This window comes from Flavobacterium chryseum (genome assembly GCF_004362015.1).
Taxonomy (GTDB): Bacteria; Bacteroidota; Bacteroidia; order Flavobacteriales; family Flavobacteriaceae; genus Flavobacterium.
Genome location: NZ_SNWW01000021.1, coordinates 8,418 through 11,024 on the forward strand (window position 1 = coordinate 8,418; position 2,607 = coordinate 11,024).

At 36.0% G+C, this 2,607-nt stretch carries 3 protein-coding genes; all 3 read right to left on the reverse strand.

Annotation, left to right across the window (positions count from 1 at the left end; translation table 11 throughout):
- The coding region (locus EV143_RS21060; RefSeq protein ID WP_133509883.1) for a phage tail tape measure protein at window positions 1-1,662 on the reverse strand (1,662 nt) is incomplete at its 3' end.
- Window positions 1,655-2,254, reverse strand: coding sequence for a hypothetical protein (locus tag EV143_RS21065; protein ID WP_133509882.1), 600 nt, complete (start codon window positions 2,252-2,254; stop codon window positions 1,655-1,657). The genes EV143_RS21060 and EV143_RS21065, both read right to left, overlap by 8 nt.
- Window positions 2,251-2,607 (reverse strand): hypothetical protein (locus EV143_RS21605; RefSeq protein WP_166638201.1); only part of this gene is annotated, 357 nt, incomplete at its 5' end. The genes EV143_RS21065 and EV143_RS21605, both read right to left, overlap by 4 nt.

A 2,607-nucleotide genomic window follows, 5' to 3' on the forward strand; every position in this document is an offset into this window, starting at 1 on the left:
TCCGGCAAAGACTGCTAAATCAATGAGGGTTTTAAGATTACTACTTAAAAATCTCAAAACTGACGTCATAATAACAGTTCCACCGGCAGCTTCATTTGTGTCAAGAATATATTCCTCCCATGATGACGAAAGAATTTCCAATTCTGAGTTTAATGATTTTAACTGTTTGTCGGTAAGTTCCGCCAACGCTCCATTACTATTTTCATAGGCTGCTGTACTTTCCTCTATTTTTTTTGTATTGTTTGCAAGAATAAGTGCAAGTTTACCGGCTTCACCTCCAAATATTTTATTTGCAATATTAAGCACTTCCATACTTGATTTATTGGCTTTCTGAGCATCAGTAATCTTTTTTAAAGCCGCTTCCAAAGTAAGCCCCTGACCAGATAATCTACCTAATCCCGTGGCTAATAATCGTCCGGCACTTTCTGCTTTAATACCATTATCAGTTAAGGTACCAATCAACGCCGCGGTCTTTTCAACTGAAATCCCCAAAGTATTGGCGACTGGTGCTAAATAAGAAAATGAATCTCTCAAACCGTCAAAATCTAATGCAGACCTGTTTGCACTTTCTGCCAGTACATCAGTAAAGTGTGTTGCTTTGTCAGCACCTTCCTGATATGCATTCAAAAGTGATTTAACTAAAGTTGCACTATCTTCAGCACTGGTTTGTAAAGCAATTGACAAGTCATTAACCGGTTTAAGTAATTTTGAAACCTCTTCCGGAGTAGATCCTAATTTTATCAATTCAGTAGCAAGTTTTGCAACATCAGTAGCGCTATTTATACTTGCAGCGGCAACCGCACGAATATCGGCTTCCAAAGGTTGTATTTCATCGCGGCTTTTCCCCGCAATTGCAGCAAGATTTACAATCTCCGCTTCAAAATTTCTAATGATGTCAAATGCTTGTTTTGTAATATCAACGAAAGTTTCTATACCAATCACTAACCCAAAAGCTTCAACTAAATCCTTAAGACCTTGTGCTGCTTGCATTGGATAATTCCCAACATTATCATTGAAAACACCAACTGCTCTATTTGCTGCAACTACTCTTCTATGTAGCTCGTCAAATTCTATTTGCGCACGTTGAAGTCTAATGTTATATTGAGCCGTTGTCTCATCTGCTCTTTTTCCTAATATTATAAGATCCTGTAAAGCAGTAGCAGCTAGCCGTTTCTTAGCTGTTAATTTCTCATATTCGGTTGATAATTTCGAATTTAGAATTGCGAGGTTCTTTGCATTTCTGGCCAGAACACTTTGATCGTAAATTTCTTGGGCTGTCTTTTTTGTGGCAGCATCTTTTGCTTTTTGAAGTTTACTCTCTGCATTTTCCAAAGCTAATTTTGCTTTTCTTTCCGCTTCGGATAAATTAATTGATGAAATCCTGATTTTATTCAGTGAAATCTCTGCCGCTTCCTGTTCTTTAATAGCAAGTATAGCTTTTTGTGTAGCTAGTATTTCCTGCTGTTTTGCATTTATATAATTTGAATTGTTGGAAGAATCTTTAATCTGTTTCTGAATCGTGGCTATTTGAAGAATTCCTTTAACAAACTCTACATTTTTGTCAATTGCAATTTGAGCCTGCTTTGCATAGTCTGGCCCCCAATTAAGCGCCTCATCTTCTATAATCTCCTTACGTGTAATTATACCTTTAGAATTAGCCATTTTTCTTGTTTTTTATATTTTGTTGCCTGATTGATTCTACTTTAGCGTGAACTTGCTTTTCATAGCTAAAAAATGCGGTATATGTGATTGAATTAAAATCACCGATCTGAAATTCCAGAATTGAACAATATGATGCCATGACATCATCAATACTGTATTCCTGACCCTGATCAACTTTAGGTAGTAGTTTGGAAAGAACATTGATTTTTACCTTCAGAGCGCTTGCTTCCCTTTCAATTTGTTCTAAGTCTTGGAAATAAACCTCTTCGTCTTCGATTCTTAGAGTATAACCATATTGAATTGTCAATAACTTGAAGAGTTCTTCATTGAAATCAAACCTTAAAGCGTCGCACGACATGATAACTATTTTATATGTTGCTTCGAGAGAGCTTATTTCTTTAGATATTCTAAACGTTTTCTTCTCCTGAGCACTTGAACCATCTTTGTCTAAATGCTGTTGGTAAAGAGATTCCCATAATGCAGCAAGAACTTCCGGGTCCTTTTCAGTATCTGATAGCAATTGTATATTTCCAGATTCTGCAATCTTGAAAAAGGTTTTGTATGGGATTATATCAAGTGAATCGTATGTCATATTTCAAGAATGTTGCGTGCATTGTTTATAAAAAAAGGAAGCAATCTTTTTGTGATCACTTCCTTTAATTCTTTATCAGTTAATCCAAAAAGTTCATCAGAAAGCCAATGTTCGCTATTTAAGATGTCTTGGTTTTTCGGATCCTTTGAACTAAATCTTAATACTCCAGAAACTTCTTGCATGTAGAATCCTCGCATCCAGTCACCAGTATCGATACCAGTAAAAGGTTGACCCCGTTTTTTTTTACCATCCGTTATTACTTCGGTCCAGTAAGAATAAAAACCAATGGGATTGCCGAAAATATCTTTACTTTCCTCCGAAATCCTTTTCTTCTGAATAGCTATTAAGTCTTT